At 68.4% G+C, this 15,381-nt stretch carries 17 protein-coding genes; 6 read left to right on the top strand and 11 right to left on the bottom strand.

Annotated elements, in window-relative coordinates; genetic code table 11:
* Positions 1-103 precede the first annotated feature (103 nt).
* The gene (locus tag ACZ6YV_RS27430; RefSeq protein ID WP_465512338.1) at positions 104-445 is read left to right on the top strand and encodes a hypothetical protein; all 342 of its coding nucleotides are present in this window, start codon (positions 104-106) and stop codon (positions 443-445) included.
* A 38-nt stretch (positions 446-483) separates the two neighbouring features.
* On the opposite strand, the gene ACZ6YV_RS27425 is transcribed toward ACZ6YV_RS27430, so the two are convergent.
* The 3 genes from ACZ6YV_RS27425 to ACZ6YV_RS27415 form a co-directional block, all read right to left on the bottom strand.
* Positions 484-1,347: an alpha/beta fold hydrolase gene (locus ACZ6YV_RS27425; RefSeq protein WP_465512337.1), complete on the bottom strand. Its 864-nt coding sequence runs from the start codon at positions 1,345-1,347 to the stop codon at positions 484-486.
* A 28-nt stretch (positions 1,348-1,375) separates the two neighbouring features.
* Positions 1,376-2,200 carry a GAF and ANTAR domain-containing protein gene (locus ACZ6YV_RS27420; RefSeq protein ID WP_465512336.1) on the bottom strand — a complete coding sequence of 275 codons (825 nt, stop codon included), beginning with the start codon at positions 2,198-2,200 and terminating at the stop codon, positions 1,376-1,378.
* 503 nt (positions 2,201-2,703) lie between these two features.
* Complete coding sequence (locus tag ACZ6YV_RS27415; protein ID WP_465512335.1) at positions 2,704-2,925, bottom strand: hypothetical protein; 222 nt, start codon at positions 2,923-2,925, stop codon at positions 2,704-2,706.
* A gap of 156 nt (positions 2,926-3,081) precedes the next feature.
* On the opposite strand from ACZ6YV_RS27415, the gene ACZ6YV_RS27410 reads away from it, so the two are divergent.
* Entirely contained in the window at positions 3,082-4,518 is a 1,437-nt protein-coding gene (locus ACZ6YV_RS27410; RefSeq protein ID WP_465512334.1) for a PP2C family protein-serine/threonine phosphatase, read from the top strand.
* Between the two features lie 6 nt (positions 4,519-4,524).
* Here ACZ6YV_RS27410 and ACZ6YV_RS27405 read toward each other — a convergent pair whose 3' ends face one another.
* The 6 genes from ACZ6YV_RS27405 to ACZ6YV_RS27380 all read right to left on the bottom strand — a co-directional run bounded on the left by ACZ6YV_RS27405 (position 4,525) and on the right by ACZ6YV_RS27380 (position 10,921).
* Positions 4,525-5,079 carry a cysteine hydrolase family protein gene (locus ACZ6YV_RS27405; RefSeq protein ID WP_465512333.1) on the bottom strand — a complete coding sequence of 185 codons (555 nt, stop codon included), beginning with the start codon at positions 5,077-5,079 and terminating at the stop codon, positions 4,525-4,527.
* A gap of 69 nt (positions 5,080-5,148) precedes the next feature.
* The gene (locus ACZ6YV_RS27400; protein WP_465512473.1) at positions 5,149-5,976 is read right to left on the bottom strand and encodes a poly(ethylene terephthalate) hydrolase family protein; all 828 of its coding nucleotides are present in this window, start codon (positions 5,974-5,976) and stop codon (positions 5,149-5,151) included.
* A gap of 137 nt (positions 5,977-6,113) precedes the next feature.
* Complete coding sequence (locus ACZ6YV_RS27395; RefSeq protein WP_465512332.1) at positions 6,114-6,665, bottom strand: hypothetical protein; 552 nt, start codon at positions 6,663-6,665, stop codon at positions 6,114-6,116.
* A gap of 77 nt (positions 6,666-6,742) precedes the next feature.
* On the bottom strand, positions 6,743-7,924 hold the full coding sequence (locus ACZ6YV_RS27390; RefSeq protein ID WP_465512331.1) for a cysteine desulfurase-like protein: 1,182 nt from the start codon (positions 7,922-7,924) through the stop codon (positions 6,743-6,745).
* Positions 7,925-8,004: 80 nt separating this feature from the next.
* Positions 8,005-9,990 (bottom strand): WD40/YVTN/BNR-like repeat-containing protein, encoded by a 1,986-nt coding sequence (locus ACZ6YV_RS27385; protein WP_465512330.1) that lies wholly within the window; start codon positions 9,988-9,990, stop codon positions 8,005-8,007.
* A 127-nt stretch (positions 9,991-10,117) separates the two neighbouring features.
* Entirely contained in the window at positions 10,118-10,921 is an 804-nt protein-coding gene (locus ACZ6YV_RS27380) for a sulfite exporter TauE/SafE family protein (protein WP_465512329.1), read from the bottom strand.
* Between the two features lie 91 nt (positions 10,922-11,012).
* On the opposite strand from ACZ6YV_RS27380, the gene ACZ6YV_RS27375 reads away from it, so the two are divergent.
* The 3 genes from ACZ6YV_RS27375 (at position 11,013) to ACZ6YV_RS27365 (ending at position 12,510) form a co-directional block, all read left to right on the top strand.
* Positions 11,013-11,786, top strand: coding sequence for an AraC family transcriptional regulator (locus tag ACZ6YV_RS27375; protein WP_465512328.1), 774 nt, complete (start codon positions 11,013-11,015; stop codon positions 11,784-11,786).
* A gap of 225 nt (positions 11,787-12,011) precedes the next feature.
* Complete coding sequence (locus tag ACZ6YV_RS27370; RefSeq protein ID WP_465512327.1) at positions 12,012-12,167, top strand: SDR family oxidoreductase; 156 nt, start codon at positions 12,012-12,014, stop codon at positions 12,165-12,167.
* A 19-nt stretch (positions 12,168-12,186) separates the two neighbouring features.
* Positions 12,187-12,510: a putative quinol monooxygenase gene (locus ACZ6YV_RS27365; protein WP_465512326.1), complete on the top strand. Its 324-nt coding sequence runs from the start codon at positions 12,187-12,189 to the stop codon at positions 12,508-12,510.
* A 44-nt stretch (positions 12,511-12,554) separates the two neighbouring features.
* Here ACZ6YV_RS27365 and ACZ6YV_RS27360 read toward each other — a convergent pair whose 3' ends face one another.
* Complete coding sequence (locus ACZ6YV_RS27360; RefSeq protein ID WP_465512325.1) at positions 12,555-13,370, bottom strand: DUF1206 domain-containing protein; 816 nt, start codon at positions 13,368-13,370, stop codon at positions 12,555-12,557.
* Between the two features lie 465 nt (positions 13,371-13,835).
* Between ACZ6YV_RS27360 and ACZ6YV_RS27355 the strand changes: the two genes are divergently transcribed.
* Positions 13,836-14,420, top strand: coding sequence for a dihydrofolate reductase family protein (locus ACZ6YV_RS27355; RefSeq protein ID WP_465512324.1), 585 nt, complete (start codon positions 13,836-13,838; stop codon positions 14,418-14,420).
* On the opposite strand, the gene ACZ6YV_RS27350 is transcribed toward ACZ6YV_RS27355, so the two are convergent.
* Positions 14,408-15,322, bottom strand: coding sequence for a LysR family transcriptional regulator (locus tag ACZ6YV_RS27350; RefSeq protein ID WP_465512323.1), 915 nt, complete (start codon positions 15,320-15,322; stop codon positions 14,408-14,410). The two genes, ACZ6YV_RS27355 and ACZ6YV_RS27350, sit on opposite strands and share 13 nt — an antisense overlap.
* Between the last annotated feature and the right edge of the window lie 59 nt (positions 15,323-15,381).

Raw genomic sequence — 15,381 nt, 5'->3', positions numbered from 1 at the left:
TTCACCGCACGCGTTCTCGTTTCACCTGCCCGATGAATTCACGACAATTCTTCCGTGCGGCTAATCTGAGCTTTCCACTGGGAACGATCCGCGGGAGAAAGCAATGAAGAAGAAAATCGCCGCTTTAGTCATGGCCGCCTTTTCGGCGGCCGGATTCCTGGCCGCGTCACCGGCCTCCGCGGCGACCGAAAGCCCGTTCCCACCCTATGGTTGCGACAGCAACCGCTACGGAGTCCTCTTCGGCGAGGCGATTTCCATGACCTGCTTCTCCCTGCCGAGACACTCGGAAACCTATCGGGTGGTCGCCCACTGCGCGTCGGGATCGGCCCTTTGGTTCACCGTCGGGCATTGGGTTCCGATCGGCTTCGGACCGTCGACCGCGGAATGCCGCGGCGGGCTGCTCGCGAACGCCTACGTCGCCGGATATCACGTAGACGATTTCTAATATTTCGATGAAACGATGTTGATCTCTGCCTGGGCGTTTCAGCGTCCGCTCCCGGCGGGTCCCCACCGGTCCACTTCCGCGGTGAGCCAGCGATGCAGGGAAAAGGCCAGTTCGACCGGCGCGTCGTACTGGATCAGATGCCCGGCGTCCGGAATGACGTCGAGGAGGGCGCCGGGAATCGCGTTCGCGAGCTGTTCCGCCCTGTCCACCGGGATCCACGTGTCGTCCGCGCCCCAGATCACCTTCACCGGCAGGGCGAGTTCCGGATAGCGGTCCTGGATCTCGTCGGTGTAGCGGACATCCGCCTCGGCGATCTGCCGGTAGAAGGCGCGTTGTCCCTCCGCGTCCAGCCAGGGCCCGGTCAGCGTGGCCAGTTGCGCGCCGGTGAGACCACGATGGGAGGCCGTCCCGATGTAGGACTCCAGTGCGCCCCGGTGCACCGTCGGGGGCTGGGCTTGGAAGACCTCGGCGTTCTCCGCGACGAGCCGGAAGAATTCCGAGCCCCACGGCCGCAGCGCGACGACGTCCACCAGGGCGAGCGAGGCGTATTCGGCGCCGTGCAGCAGCTTCGCGCGCAGCGAAACGGCACCGCCGTAGTCGTGGGCGATCACGTGCGGGGCCGTCAGCCCCCAGTGCCCGAGCAGGTCGGCGAAGAGTTCGCCCTGCGTCCCGAGATCGACGGCGTGCCCCGGTTCCTTCGACGAACGGCCGTAGCCCGGCATGTCCCAGACGTGGACGGCGAACTCCTCGCTGAGCGCTCGCGCGAAAGGCGCCCACAGCTGCGCCGACCACGGTGTCCCGTGGCACAGCACCACCGGGGCGCCTTCACCGAGGCGTTCCCACGCCACCGAACGACCACGCCACTCGTACGTCCGCGACAACTCCAGCCCACCGAAACCCATGATCGCGATCGTAGCGGCGCCCGTCCGCTCAGTCGGGCAACTCCAGTTCCGTATGCCGTTTGGACAGCATCTCCGCCAGTTCCCGGAGTTTGATGTTCATGTTCTGCGACGTGTCCCGCAGAACCTCGAACGCCTCCGCCGCGTCGATCCCGCGCCGTGCCATCAGGATGCCCTTGGCCTGCCCGATCGCGTCCCGGCTGTCCAGCGCCTGCTGGAGCTGCTCCTCCTGGAGCTGACCGCGCGTGACAGCGTGCGTGGTCGCCAACGCCAGCGAAGCGTGCGTCGCCAGCAGTAGCAGCACGTCGCGGTCGGCCCTGGCGATGCCGTGCGGACGTCGCGAATAGACGTTCAGCGCACCGGAAGGCTGCGAGGTCGACACTTCCGGCAGCAGGGCCGTCGAGATCAGCGAGTGGAATCCGAGCGCCGCGGCGGCCGGGCCGAAGCGCGGCCAACGAGGGTCTTCGGCGAGGTTGTCACTGAAGGCCGCCGCCGGTCCCGAGGCCCGCGCGGCTTCGACGCAGGCGCCCTCGCCGTACTGGTACTGCAACTGGTCCAGGTCACCGGCGATCTCGTCGGTCCGCACCGGCGTGTGGAACCCGCCGTCGGGATCGAGGAGGGTGACGCTCACCAGATCCGCGCCCGGAACCAGGTCCCGCGTCGCGAAGACCACCCGTTCGAGAACCGCCGCGACCGAGCCGGAATCCAGCAACGCCCTGGTGAGGGAGACGAACTGAGTGACCAGTGGCCCGGCGATGAGCCGGGCGCCGTTCTCGGAGATCACCGGCAGGTCGCCGTCGCCGGCATCCTCGACGAATCGGTTCTTGTCCTGCTGCCAGTCGACTTCATCGGCCAAAGCCCGCCTCTCCCACTTCTGTACATCGGCGTGATGCACCACGGGAGTCACCGGCGGGGAACCGGCGCCGAGCGCGCACCATCAACCGCCGCAACCAACCCGGTTACCGGCGGATCGGCGCTAACTTCTCAACGCTCAGAACCGCTTTCGAGAGGCGACTTTAGCCGAATGCGATCACCCCGCCTACCGCGACCCACGTTCGGCCCGTCCCGCACCGTCCCTGCCGGTCACGCCGTCGATGAACCGCTCGGCCACCTGGCGTAATTTGACGTTCTCCCGCTGGGACTGGACCACCAGCGACGAGAACGCCTCGTCCTCGTCGGCACGGGAGGTCAGCGTGTTCGCAGTTGCCCGATCGTCGTCCTGGGGTCGAGGTAGCGCGCGTAGATCCGCAGGACCGCCTCGACAGCGGTCGTGTAGAGCTCCAGCAACCGCGCGTCGAGTTCGGCGTGGCCGTCGTCCTGGGGTCCCGTAGCAGTTCACCGCGCCCGCCAGGTGCTCACTCACCGAAAGCGGCGCGGCCGGGAAGCTGGCGAAACCGGGCCGTCTGGCGCCGAGAGCGAACTCCGGCCGGCGTTCGGGTGGCCGTCGCGAAGCAGGGTGATGGACACCTCGTCGACGTCAGGAACCGTACTGGCCACCTGATGACAGATCTGCCGCAGCAGCGGCTCGAGGTCTTCCTCGCCCTCGAAGATGTCCCTCAGCGCGTGGAGGGCGCTGGTCACCTCCGTCCAGTGGCAGTGCCGTGCCCACCGGCTCTTGTCGGTTCATGGCGCGTCTCCTGTCCTCATTCTGGACGAGGTACCCGTTCGAGTGCCGCCTCGATGTTTCGTTCCGGGTCCCGGTTGGTACCCGAATTCCATGACGCCGAGAACCCGGGAGTGATCACCTTGTCCTCGCTCCAGGCGGAGCAGCAACGACGGATCGTCGCGGCGTGCTTCGCCAGAACCGGACTCACCCTGGAACAGCTGTGGCTCAGGTATTTCGCGCTGGGCGGTGACGTCAGCGAACTCGAGCTGGAGGCGTTCATGCAGGGGCTTATCCCCCTGCCCAGGATCCAGCGGGACATGGTGGCGCACGCGATCAACGAGCGCCTCGAAGAGTTCTCCGGGGCACGCCGGGCGCCGTACAGCCTCGAAACGGCCGAGAACACCCGCCCTCGCGGCCCCTTGGCCGCGCTGGTGGGACTCCTCGCCGGCGCCCACCGGGCCACCCCGGAGCGGCTGCCCGAGGTCATCGCCGCGGCGGGCCGCGCGCTGGACCTGGAGGTCATCGTCTACCTCGCCGACCACGACCAGCGCAGGCTCCTCCCGGTCCCCGGCGGGGCGGCCCGCGACCGGGTACCGCTGCCCATCGAAGCCAGTACCGCCGGCCGGGTGTACCGGCAGGCCGGCACCATTCTGGCCGAGGGGCCGGGAATCCCGCGGTTGTGGACCGTGCTGCTGGACGGTGACGAGCGCATGGGCGTGCTCGAGGTCGAAGCCGGCCCGGACGCCGATCTCCACGATCCCGCCCTGCGCACCCAGTGCCAATGGCTCGCGTCGCTGTCCGGCCACCTCATCGCCGCCGCGATGCGGTACGGGGACGGTCTCGACAAGACACGGCGCCAACCACGGCGCGGCCCCATCGCGGAGCTGGTCTCGCAGAGCCTGCCTCCCTTGACCGCGGCGACGCGCGACATCGAGGTGGCGGGCGGCATCGAGCCCGCCCACGACGTCCGCGGGGCCACCTTCGACTACGCGCTATCCGAAACGACAGCCTGGCTGGCGGTCTTCGACGCCGACCGGGACGTCACCTCCGCGGGCCTGGCTGTCTCGACGGCGCTAGCGGCCTACCGCTCCGCCCGCCGCGAGGGCCACGGTCTGCGTGAGCAGGAGACCGCTGTCGACAAAGCGCTGGCGACACAGTTCGGCAACGGCACCAAGGTCCGCGGCACGCTGGCCGAAGTGAACCTGGCCGACGGCGGTCTGCGCTATCTCGAAGCGGGCGGGAAGCCGCCGCTCCTACTCGGCTCCGAGCACGGACAGTCCACCTTGGATGGCGCGGGGCGCCCGTCGTTCGGCGGCGGACCGCCCGGCCGGATAGCCACCACCGGGCTGCGCCCCGGAGATCTCCTGGTCCTGCACACCGAAGGCCTCTCGAACGCACGCGTCGCCGACGGCGACCGGTTCGCGTTCGCCGGATGCCTCGACGCCAACATCGGGCACATCCCGTCCGAAACCGTCCGGCAGGTGCTTCAGGCGGCGAAATCCCACTGTCGCAACACTTTCACCGGCGACGCCTGCCTACTGATCGCTCGCTGGCAGGGCAAGCACTGAGGCGGTTCAGGCGCTGAACTCGACGTCCTCGGTCTTGACCGTCCCTCCCTTCCGGCCCGGCGCGGCCTGATACCGCCAGTACATGTTCGTATGCGCGATGACCTGCTCCGGCGTCGGAGCTCCCCGTTCCGTCTTGTCCACCGTCGTATGCGCGTCGCCGACCAACGTCGCGTCATACCCGCGGACCAGGGCGCCGTGCAGTGTCGAGCGGATGCAGGCGTCGGTCTCCGCCCCGACGACCACGAGCCGCCCGACGCCGCGTCCGGCCAGCACCTTCTCCAGATCGGTATCCTCGAAGGAGTCCCCATAGGACTTGTCGACGCGTGGCTCGGCGTCCTCGGGAGTCAGCTCGCCGACGATGCGCCATTCCTCGCTCCCGCGCACGAGCTCCTCATCGAAATGCTGAACCCAGACGACCGGGACGTCTTCCTTCCTCGCCTTGCCGACGAGAGCGCCGATGTTCGCGACCACGGAGTCGCGCTCGTGGCCCTCGTCGACGACACCGTTCTGGACGTCGACGACCAGGAGCGCGGTATTCGGCCGGTTGTCGAGAGTGGTCATGACAGGTTGTCCCTCCAGTTCAGGCTGCTGTGGCAAACCCTAACCCGGAGCACCGACAAGAACCGGCGATCAAGCCCCTGGAACCGCCAGAGCCTTCGCGTTGCGCTGGACGCCGGACCACGCCCCGTCACCGCACAACCCGCAGGAAGGACCGAAGAACTCCGCGCGGGCCCGCTCGTCGCCGGAAAGCCAGAACCGGAACCACGCCGTGATCGCGCCGCGGAATCCGCCACCGTCGCCGACCGGCGTGAAGTGGGTCGCCTTGCCGAGTTCGCCGTAGATCGCGGGCACCTGGTTCGCGAGCCGGAACCGCGGGATGACCAGCAGCCCGGGAACGACGATGACGTCGAACTGGCCACCGAGGAAGAACGAAGGTCCTTTCAGGGCGGTGGCGGAGCCCTGTGGCCCCGGCTCGATCGGGATCGTGGCGGTGACGCGGGGATCCGCGCCGGCGGCGATCGCCCCGCCGCCACCCTGGGAGTGGCCGGTGGCGCCGATGTGCGCGGTGTCGATCTTTCCCTGGTAGACGCTGCCCGGACGGGAGTTTTCGGCGATCAAGGTGGTGGCTCCGGCCAGCATCTCCGCACCGGAGCCCGCGTTCGGGGTGTCGGCCGCCGCGACCACGAAACCGTGGGAGGCCAGATGGCGCAGCAGGCCGTCGTAGATCTTCGGGTTCGCGCCGGTTCCGTTGCCCCACAGGATCACCGGGTGTTTCTCCAGCCGCGAGGGCCGGTACACGGTGTGCGTGCTGTCGAGGGCTTCGACTGTCACCGCGAAGGGACCGGGTGCGCTCCACCGGTCCGTGATCCCGGTCGTGGCCGTCGCGGTGGGCGTGATGCCCACGGTCGCGAGCGCGACCATCCCGGCGATCAGTGTCCGTGAGCGAAGTCCCACCATGGTGGTCACCGTCCCGTTCCGTCCGGGCCCCGTTGCCCGCGACGTTCCCTTCCCAGGGTGTCGGTCCGGTCACCGCGGGTCCATGGGACCGATCACAAGATCCGGCGGAGGAGTCTTGTCACCGGTCCCAAACCGGGTCAGCTGACGAGCTGCCACAGGTAGCTCGGGCTCTTCACCGGCGCGACGGCCTTCTTCTTCCAGAGGTACTTCACCTTGCAGGGCGGGACGATCCGGTACTTCTGCACGGTGAACGAGCGGCCTTCCTTGTACTGCTGCAGCCGCAGGGTCTTCCCTGCGGGCACTGTCGCGGCGTAGGACCAGGAATCCGACTTCGAATAGCTCGCGCCGACGGTCACCGCCAGCGAGACACTGGCCTTGGCGAAGATGACGCCCGCCTCGGCGCTGGTCGTACCGGTGATGGAGGCGTTGACCGAGGAGGTCGTGGTCTTGTTGTAGGTGATCGTGCCCGGCCCGCGCAGGTAGTCGCTGCGCAGGTTCGTCTTCATCCAGGCCTTGGCGCCATTGGAGATCGTGTAGTTCGGCGGATCGTTGACCTCGGGGCAGGGCTGGATCGCGAGCGACTGGGCGCCGGCGCCGAGTGCCGCCGGCGCCACGCACAGCGCGCAGCCGAGAAGGGCAGAAGCCGCCATCGACCGGAAACGCATCCCGAACCTCCCGTTGTCGATCATGAACGCACGGTAGTACGGCCCTCGTCGACGACGCGGAAATCCAACCTGTTCGAGTTACGCCCGACTGTCCACTGTGGTCACCCGAACGTCGACAACCCGTCCAGCAACCTGTCGACGTCCTCCGCGCTGGTGTACGGTGCGAGCCCGACCCGGAGCGCCGGGTCCTCCAGTTTCAGGGCCGCGAAGACTTCGTAGGCGTAGAAAGACCCGGCGGGCGCGACGATATTCCGTTCGGCGAGATGCCGTTGCGCCTCCCGCTCACGACCGCCGAGGCTCATCAGGAGGGTCGGCGTCCGTTCGGCCGCCTTGCAGTGGACGGTGACAGCGTCTCCCAGACCCTTTTCCAGCCGGGCGCGCAGCGCGATTTCGTGTTCGTGCAAGGATTCCAGCGAATTCGTCAGCCGCTCCCGCCGTGCACCGCCCGATCCGGGGTCGATGGCGGCGAGGAAGTCCACCGCCGCCGCCGCGCCCGCGAGGATTTCGTACGGCAGGGTACCGAATTCGAAGCGTTCGGGCACGGTGTCCGGCGACGGCATGAGTTTGTCCGGCTCGACGGTTTCGAGCAGGGCGGGCGACGCGCCGAGCACCCCGCAGTGCGGGCCGAGGAACTTGTACGGCGAGCAGACGAAGAAGTCCGCCCCCAGCGCGGGAACGTCCACCGGATCGTGGGCGGCGTAGTGCACTCCGTCCACGAACACCAGCGCTCCGGCGTCGTGGGCGAGCTCGGCGATCCGGCGGATCGGCGGCTTGGTGCCGAGGACGTTCGAAGCCGCCGTGACCGCGACCAGCTTCGTCCTCTCGGTGAGGACAAGGGATTCGAGGCCGAGTTCGGTGGTTTCGGGGTCGATGTCGAGCCAGCGGACGGTCATCCCCGCCCGCTCCGCGGCCTGGACCCAGGGCCGGACGTTGGCGTCGTGGTCGAGGCGGCTGACGACGATCTCGTCGCCCTCACGCCAGTTTTTGGCCAGGTGCCGCGAAAAGTCGTACGTCAGCTGAGTGGCGCTGCGGCCGTGGACGACGCCTTCGGCAGGCACGTTGAGGAAGTCGGCGTACGCGGCACGGAAAGCCGAGACGGTGTTCTCGGCGTTGAGTTCGGACGGGCTGACCTTGCCCCGGTTCGACAGTGGAGCGGTCAGCGTCCCGGCGATGGCTTCGGCGACGGGCCGGGGTGTCTGGGTACCCGCGGGTCCGTCGAAGAAGGCGGTTCCGTCGGCGAGGGAAGGGAAGTGGAGCCGGAGGGCGGCGACGTCGATGGCCATGACCTTGACTCTGACATCCGGCAAGGGACCGAGTAAACGCTTCGTGGCCGGAACTTTCTCCGGCCACGAAGCGCTCCGACTCAGTACAGCGTCAGCCGGTACGCCCCGGACTGCGCGGTACCCGCGAGCAGGTACCGGCCGTCGGCGCTGATCGCCATCGAGAGCACCCTGGCGTCAGGGAGCGCTCCGGGCACCGGCGACCAGGTGCGGCCGAAGTCCTTGCTGCGCAGCACGCCTCCCCCTGTCGAACTGCTCGCGAACCACACCCTGAAGTCGAACGGATGCGGCAGGATCCGGCTGATCTCACGGGAGTCCCCGCCGTCGAGGACCCGCCGGAACGTCCGGCCGTTGTCCTCGCTGAGCAGGATGCCCGCGCCACCGGCGAGGACGCGCCCGCCACCCCATCGGCTGACCGAGATCGAACTGACCGGTTCGCCGGAGACGTGGGTCCAGGTCTTGCCGCCGTCGTCCGACCGGGAAAGGCCGCCGGAGTCCCCGCCCCAGACCCGGTTCGCGTTCCACGGGTCGCCGGCGAACGCGATGAACCCGATGTCGGTGGTGAGCTTTTCCCAGGTCTTGCCCGCGTTGTCACTGCGGTAGAGCACATAGCCGCTGGGCGCGAACGCTGAAACGAGCAGCCTGTCCGGGTCGGCCGGATGCGCGAAGATCGCCCTGGGGAGACCTTCCTTCGCCTTCGCCGCGAACTGCCAGGTGCGGCCGCCGTCACCGCTGCGGAGCACGTCGAGCGCGAACCCGTTCCGGGTGACCTGCCAGACGACGTCCGGGCGGCTCGGCGAGACGGACAGGCGCGCGTCCTCGTGCAGCCTGTCGGTGGGGTGCGACTGCCAGGCCCGGTCCGTCGCGGAGACCTTGCCGCGCGGGAGCGGGGTGTTGTAGATCTCCTGCACACCGGCCGCGACCACGTTCTCCCGCAGCAGGTTCCCGCTGGTCACGAGGTCGCGAATGGATTCGCCGGGTACGCCGACCTGCTGGTAGCCGCTCTTGCCGCCGTCCGCGTACACCCCTCGGTACAGCGCGGAGATCAGCGTGGTGGCGGGTTTGCCCGCGGCGGCGGGGAGCTCGATCATGTCGCTGACGCCTTCACCCGCGGCGGGCACCGGTTTGCGGGTCCAGGTACGGCCGAAATCCGCGCTGACGTCTATGTCGTTATACGTCGAAACGTACAGACGGCCGCCGACGAAGCGCGGCTCGCGCAGGGGTTGCCCGCCCGGTTCGCGTCGCAGCACCGTCCAGGTCTTGCCGCCGTCGGTGGAACCGTGCAGTTCGGAGCCGACCGTGACCACGAACCGCTTGCCGTCCGAAGCGACCTGGTTGACCTCGCCGTTGGTGCGGTAGACGAGTTCGGCCCGCGGCTCCTTGGTGCTGACCCCGCGGACCACCCACAGCGAGTACTCCGGGTAGACGGTCGTGAAGTAGGCGTCGTCGCCGACCATGGTGAGCTTGAGCGCGCCGACCGGCGCGGCGATCCCCTCACGCGGCCAGGTCCTCGGCACGTCGTTCCAGTTCTCGCCGCCGTCGGTGCTGACACTCAGCGTGTCGAGGTTCTGCACCACGACGACCCGGCCGGTCGGGTCCGTGGCCATGCCGAACGCGCCGTCGGGGTACCACTCGCGCAGGGTCTCCCAGGTCTGGCCGCGGTCGGTGGTGCGCAGCAGCATCCCGTGCCACTCGCCGACCTGGTTCCCTGGCTTGTTGCCCACCGCGAGCATGCGGTCCGGGTTCACCTGATCGGCGAAGAATCCCTGGATGGAGGTGTCCGCCGGCAGACCCCGGCGCGCACTCCAGGAGGCGCCGCGATCGCTGGAGAGCCACAACGCGGGCGGGCCGGGCTGCATCATCACGAGTCCGGCGGGCGACACGGCCAGCAACCCGCCGACGCTGTTCGGGCCGATCGGTTCCCAGCCGCCGCGCGGCAGCCCGGTCGCGTTGACGTCCGAGGGCGCGGGCAAGGGGTCGGCGCCGGCCACTGACGTCGCCCCGGTGGTCCCGAGAACCGTCAGCAGCCCGAGAACGAACATGCGTTTGGTGATCGATCTCAGTTTCATGCGGAAGATCTTGGCGCAAGATCCGACAAAGGTATAGAGGATTCGTCGGATCTTTAATGGACAACTTGCCTTGTCATCCCGCTCGCTCGCTTGTCAAGACTTGACTTCGGTCGAACTCATCCGATCACTAGCGCACGACGATCGCGATCAGCGCGGCGGCGAGCAGGGCGAGATACGCGATCGCGTGGGCACGGTCCGGGATCCGGCCGACCATCCGGCGGGTCAGGGCGATGGTCGGCAGCGACCCGCACAGCAGCGCACCCGCGGCCACCAGATCGATGTAACCGAGATGAGCGCCGCCCGAAGACCTTCCCGTCGCCGCGAAGGCGTAGACGGCGGTGCCGATCACCGCCACCGGCAGGCTCAAGGGGTTCGCCAGCGCGGTCGCGTCGGCCATCGGCAGCCCCTTGCGCCGCATGAGAGGGACGGTGAGCACACTGCCCCCGACACCGAGGAAGCTCGCCACGGCACCGATCCCGGTCCCGCCCGCGATGGTGGTGATCCCGCCGAGCGGGCGGGGCCGGGTGTCCTCGCGCCTGCTCACGAACCCCTTCCGGACCACGCTGTCCGCGATCGTCAGCGCGAGATAGGCGACGAAGAGCCAGCGCAGCACGCTTTCGTCGGCCACGGTGGCGGCGAAAGAGCCGAGCACGGCGCCCAGGCCGATGAAAGCGATGAGCGGCCACAGGTAGTCGCGGCGAAGCCGTCCGGTCCGCAGCTGGGCGAGGGTCGCGCTCCCGGCGTTGACCACCATCACCGCGGTCGAGGTGGCCACCGCCACGTGCATCGCGCCCAAGGCGTGGTCCGGCCCGGCGAGCGCGAAGGCGTAGACGACGGGCACGGTGATGAAGCCACCGCCGAATCCGAAAAGGACGGTGGTGACACCGCACAGACAGCCGAACCCGAGGAGCACCGCGATCTCGATCAACACTCCTCCGACGGTAGGTGCTCCCGGCGCGGCGGGCATTCGAAAGGGCGACACTTTCTTTCGCGTATCGGACAGGCGGAGTAGCGTGCGTGAGGTGCGTGACATCCCCATCGACGAGGTCGACCACCTCGACCGCGCGGTGGTGGCGATCCGCACCGATTACCCCCCAGGGCACCGGATTCCCCTGCACAGGCACCGGCGGGCACAGTTCCTCTACAGCGCCACGGGATCGATGCGGGTCGAAACGGCCGACGGTACGTGGACCATCCCGGCCCGGCGCGCGGTGCTCGTCCCGCCGGAGACCGGCCATCAGGTCTTCACGACGACCGTGAGCACCAGGAGCCTGTACATCGAGCCGAAAGCGGTGCCGTGGTTCCCTCGGCGCTGCCAGGTCGTCGAGGTCTCAGCCCTGCTCCGGGAGCTGCTGAACGAAGCCGTCGGCGTGCCGGCGCTGTACTCCCCGCGCGGGCGGGACGCCTCGGTCATCGGCCTGATCCTGCACGAGATCCGCCGATCCGCCCCGGTCCGGCTCGATCTCCCGCTGCCGAAGCACGAACGGCTGCGCGCGCTGTGCGAGTCCTTTTTGGACGATCCGGACATCCATGATCCGCTGGACGCCTGGGCATCCCGGCTGCACGTGAGCGAGCGGACCCTGAACCGGATATTCACCGCCGAAACCGGGATGGGTTTCGCCCGCTGGCGGCAACGGGCCTGTGTCCTGCATTCCCTTTCCCTGCTTTCGGACGGCAGGCCCATCGCCGGGATCGCCGCCTCGCTCGGCTACGCGAGCCCAGCCGCGTTCTCCACCATGTTCACCCGGCTTCTCGGCACTTCGCCGAAGGACTATCGCGCGGCGTCCGCGCTCTGAGCGCCGCGGTCAACGACATCGCCGCGGCCAAGCTGATGATCGGACAGGGGAACGGCGGGAAGGTCATCGGTGCGGCGTCGATCGTCGCCCGTCGCCCGTTCGCGCCGCCGCGATGGAATGGGCCCAGCACGGCATCACCGTGAACGCGTACTGCCCGGGTATCGTCGGGACCGCCATGTGGGACCTCATCGACGAAAGCCGGCGGAATCGGAAAGGATCCGGAAGGTGCAGGCGATCGAGAAGTATGCGAACCTGATCCATCTCGGCCGGGTCTCCGTTCCCGAGGACGTGGCGTCGTACGTTTCGTACCTCGCTTCCCCGGATTCCGATTACCTGACCTGCCAGTCGGTGATGATCGACGGAGGAATCCCGTTCTCTTGAGCACGAAAGCAGGACGATCATGATCTTCATCACGGCGAAGTTCCGGGTCCGTCCCGAACACGCGGACCGGTGGCCGGAAATCGCGCGCGACTTCACCGAAGCGACCCGCGCCGAGCCCGGTTGCCTTTGGTACGACTGGTCCCGCAGCCTGGACGACCCGAACGAATACGTTCTCGTCGAGGCGTTCCGGGACGACGACGCGGGCGCGGCCCACGTCGGTTCGGAGCATTTCCGCGCGGCTCAGCGCGATCTGCCGCCGTACCTGGCCGAGACGCCGCGGATCATCAACGCGAAGGTCGACCAGGACGGCTGGTCGGAACTGGGCGAACTCGCCGTCGAGTAGGTTCCGACTCCCGCCTCGGTTCGCCGCCGGACCGGGGCGGGAATTCAGCCACGCTGGGCGCGTGCCGCCCCGACGCAATACGCGCCGAAAGCGGCGACTCCGACGGCCACGACGATGAGCAGCACCGTGCCGAAGGGCTGGGCGGCCAGAGTGCGCAGAGCGGCGTCGAGCCCGCCGGAGCGGGACGGGTCGTGCTTCAGCGCCGCGAAGCCGAGAAGCACCGCGACCACGCCGAACACGACACCCCTTGCCGCGTAACCGATCCTGCCGAGCCGCTCGACCCATCGCCGCGTCCCCGAAGGCAACTTCGAGAGGTCGAGATCCCGCACGAAGTTACGGCGCACACCGTTGACCACCGAAGCGACGGCGACACCGAACACGACGACGGCCGCCGCGATCACCAGGAACGGACCGGCGGGCAACCCGAGCAGCATCGCGGTGTACTCCTGCTGCTTCTGGTCGGCACTGCCCTGCTCCCCCGCGCCCGCGGCGAGCCGGGCCGCGTAGACGCCCAGCGAGATCCCCACCAGGCAGCGCACGCCGGACGTCACCCGCTTGACGGCGCGCTGCCTCTCCTTGTCGATCCAGGTGTACCCGACAGCGGCGAGCAGCGCCTGCCACAGGCCGTACGCCACCAGCCCCGCCGCCAACACCCACAGCAGGACACCGCCCACCGGGGTCGAGCCGACCTCGGCGACCGCGCCACGCCCGTCGGCCTCCTGGCCTCCACCGCCGATGGCGATCCGTACCGCCAGGTACCCGATGAGCAGGTACACCAGCCCGTAGCAGCCCATCCCGATCCGTCCGAGCACCTGGACGGCCTTGTTGTGGCGCACCTGTCTGGCCTTGGTCTCGGGCATCCGGTTCACCCTCCTGTTCGAGTCTTTCCCCGAGTTTCGCGGGCGGCGCCCATGACCGCCGCGCGACTGGTCCATCCGGCCGAACGACGTGATCGACAAGGCGACAGTGTGACGGGGGAAGCGGTCGGGGTGGTCGTGAGTGGCGTTTCGGGTTCTATTGAGGGGTAAGGCAAAGGTGTCGGGTCGACGAGGGCGCGTGTTGTTACTCAGGGTGAGGAGTGTGTGGATTTCTGGTCATCCAACGCACCAAAATCCACACAGTCGACGCCAACGACCCGGTGTCGCGCAGAGTCACCGACACCGTCCAACAAACACGCCAGGTTTGCCTTACCCCTCAATAAGACACCCTTGGCCCTAACTCGAGTCGCCACCGACAGACCGCGCATCTTTTTCCCCAGCGATGTCGGATGGCTCCGACCCCGTTCGTAGAGGAGGTGAAGGCAAGCCCGAACAGAAGGAGACATCATGACCGCGACCTACACCTTCGACATCTTCTCCAGCCTCGACGGCTACGGCTCCCACACCGGCGACTGGGGCGGCTACTGGGGCAAGCAGGGCCCCGAGTTCCTGGAGCGCCGGGTCGCCTTGTACGGCGAGAAGCAGCGGATGGTCTTCGGCGCCACCACGTTTCGGGAGAACGTCGCGATGCTGTCCTCGGGCGCCGTGGAGATCGAGGCGCTGGACCCGTGGGTCGGCCTGCTGAAGAACCTGCCCGCGACGGTCGTGTCGACGACGCTGCGGGAATCGCTCGCTTGGCCGGACGCGACGATCGTGAGCGGCGACGCCATCGACGTCGTCGCCAAGCTCAAGGAGGAGTCCGACGTGCCGTTGCGTTCGCACGGCAGCCTGGCGATGAACCGGGCGCTGATGGCCGCCGGTCTGGTCGACCGGGTCCAGGTGACGATCTTCCCGGTGCTCACCGGCGAGACCGGGGCGGCACGGATCTTCGAGGGCGCGGCGGACTTCGACCTCGAACTGATCGAGAGCCGGACGCTCGACGGGCACACTCAGGAGCTCGTCTACCGGCCCACTCGGCATCACTCGCGCTGATCGTCCGCAAAGGCTGCTTCAGTGATCTTGCCGAGCGCGTCGACGATCAGGGTGCGCAGCCAGCGATGCGCGGCGTCCCGGTCGTGGCGGGCGTGCCAGGCGAGGACAGCGGGGATCGGCGGTGTGGCCCCGGGCATGGGATACGCGCGCAGCGAGGGCGGGAGCGCGTGCCTGGTAAGCAGCCGGGGAGCGACAGTCACCAGGTTGTGCGTGTCCACGATCCGGAGGGCCAGCGCCAGTGTCGGCACGGTGAAGGCGACTTTCCTGCGGAGTCCGCGAGCCTTCAGCAGATCGTCCACGCGGTTGTGACGTCCGCCTTGCCGGGAGATGACCACGTGCCGGAGCGCGGCGAGCGCGTCCCACGTCGACGGCGGCCGCGGCAGGTCACGGCGGCCGATCACGGCCAGTTCGTCGGTGAGCACCGTGATCGAACGGGCCTCGGTGTGCGTCGGAACCTGATTGGTGATCTGGAGATCGGCGCGACCCCGCCGCAAGTCGTCGTCGGCGGCGGGGTCGCCGAGGACACGCAGGCAGACCCCGGGCGCCATCCGGGTGAGGTCGGCGGCAAGGTGCGCGACGAGCGCGTCGATGACGACGTCGTTGCACTGCACCGTGAAGGTGCGTTCCAAGGTCTCCGGGTCCACGTCCGCCGCCGGAGTCAGCACAGCCTGAGCGCGGGTGACCAGCTGGTGCACCTCGTCGCGGATCTGCTCGGCGTAGGGCGTGGGCAGCATGGTGCGGCCGGACCGGACGAGGATCTGGTCGCCGGTGGCCTGCCGGATCCGGGCGAGGGCCCGGCTCATGGCCGGCTGCGTGAGGTACAGCCGATCGGCCGCGCCGGTGACGCTGCACTCGTCGAGCAGCGCGTCCAGGGTGACCAGCAGGTTCAAATCCAGATGCACGAGGGTAATGGTAGGCATACTCATCTATGCATTTGAAGTCATCCACGTTCCCTTGTTGG

It is taken from the genome of Amycolatopsis sp. NPDC102522 (assembly GCF_055584485.1).
The sequence above is the reverse complement of the archived record's forward strand: the minus strand, read 5'-3'. Positions and strand labels throughout refer to the sequence as shown.

Excerpts from the sequence above, each read along its gene's own strand:
- ACZ6YV_RS27430 (WP_465512338.1), top strand. The coding sequence starts at position 104 with ATGAAGAAGAAAATCGCCGCTTTAGTCATGGCCGCCTTTTCGGCGGCC.
- ACZ6YV_RS27425 (WP_465512337.1), bottom strand. The coding sequence starts at position 1,347 with ATGGGTTTCGGTGGGCTGGAGTTGTCGCGGACGTACGAGTGGCGTGGT.
- ACZ6YV_RS27405 (WP_465512333.1), bottom strand. The coding sequence starts at position 5,079 with ATGACCACTCTCGACAACCGGCCGAATACCGCGCTCCTGGTCGTCGAC.
- ACZ6YV_RS27400 (WP_465512473.1), bottom strand. The coding sequence starts at position 5,976 with ATGGTGGGACTTCGCTCACGGACACTGATCGCCGGGATGGTCGCGCTC.
- ACZ6YV_RS27395 (WP_465512332.1), bottom strand. The coding sequence starts at position 6,665 with ATGATCGACAACGGGAGGTTCGGGATGCGTTTCCGGTCGATGGCGGCT.
- ACZ6YV_RS27390 (WP_465512331.1), bottom strand. The coding sequence starts at position 7,924 with ATGGCCATCGACGTCGCCGCCCTCCGGCTCCACTTCCCTTCCCTCGCC.
- ACZ6YV_RS27385 (WP_465512330.1), bottom strand. The coding sequence starts at position 9,990 with ATGAAACTGAGATCGATCACCAAACGCATGTTCGTTCTCGGGCTGCTG.
- ACZ6YV_RS27365 (WP_465512326.1), top strand. The coding sequence starts at position 12,187 with ATGATCTTCATCACGGCGAAGTTCCGGGTCCGTCCCGAACACGCGGAC.
- ACZ6YV_RS27360 (WP_465512325.1), bottom strand. The coding sequence starts at position 13,370 with ATGCCCGAGACCAAGGCCAGACAGGTGCGCCACAACAAGGCCGTCCAG.
- ACZ6YV_RS27355 (WP_465512324.1), top strand. The coding sequence starts at position 13,836 with ATGACCGCGACCTACACCTTCGACATCTTCTCCAGCCTCGACGGCTAC.